Source organism: Stenotrophomonas sp. SrG (assembly GCF_050031795.1).
GTDB lineage: Bacteria > Pseudomonadota > Gammaproteobacteria > Xanthomonadales > Xanthomonadaceae > Stenotrophomonas > Stenotrophomonas rhizophila_A.
The window spans coordinates 1-235 of record NZ_JBNBBE010001378.1 but is presented as its reverse complement, the minus strand read 5'-3'; the positions used below and the strand labels follow the sequence as shown (position 1 = coordinate 235).

1 protein-coding gene is annotated in these 235 nt (G+C 72.3%); it reads left to right on the top strand.

Translation table 11 applies throughout. The features are described from left to right. Nucleotides 1–235: glycosyltransferase (locus ACQG3P_RS23920; protein ID WP_426806441.1), on the top strand; the 235-nt coding region annotated here is incomplete at both ends.

Sequence of the window (235 nt, the reverse complement as noted above, 5' to 3'; positions counted from 1 at the left end):
CTGGCCGTGGCCAAGGTGCTGAGCGAACGCGGCATTCCCGTGACCTGGCTGGGCAGCATCGGAGGCATGGAAACGCGCCTGGTGCCGCAGCACGACATTCATATCGACCCGCTGGCGATCAGCGGCCTGCGTGGCAAGGGCAAGCTGGCGCTGTTGACCGCGCCTGGCCGCCGGCTGCGCGCCGGGCGCTCGGCCGGCTTCCGGATCCGCGACCGCCAGCCGCGCGCGGTGATCG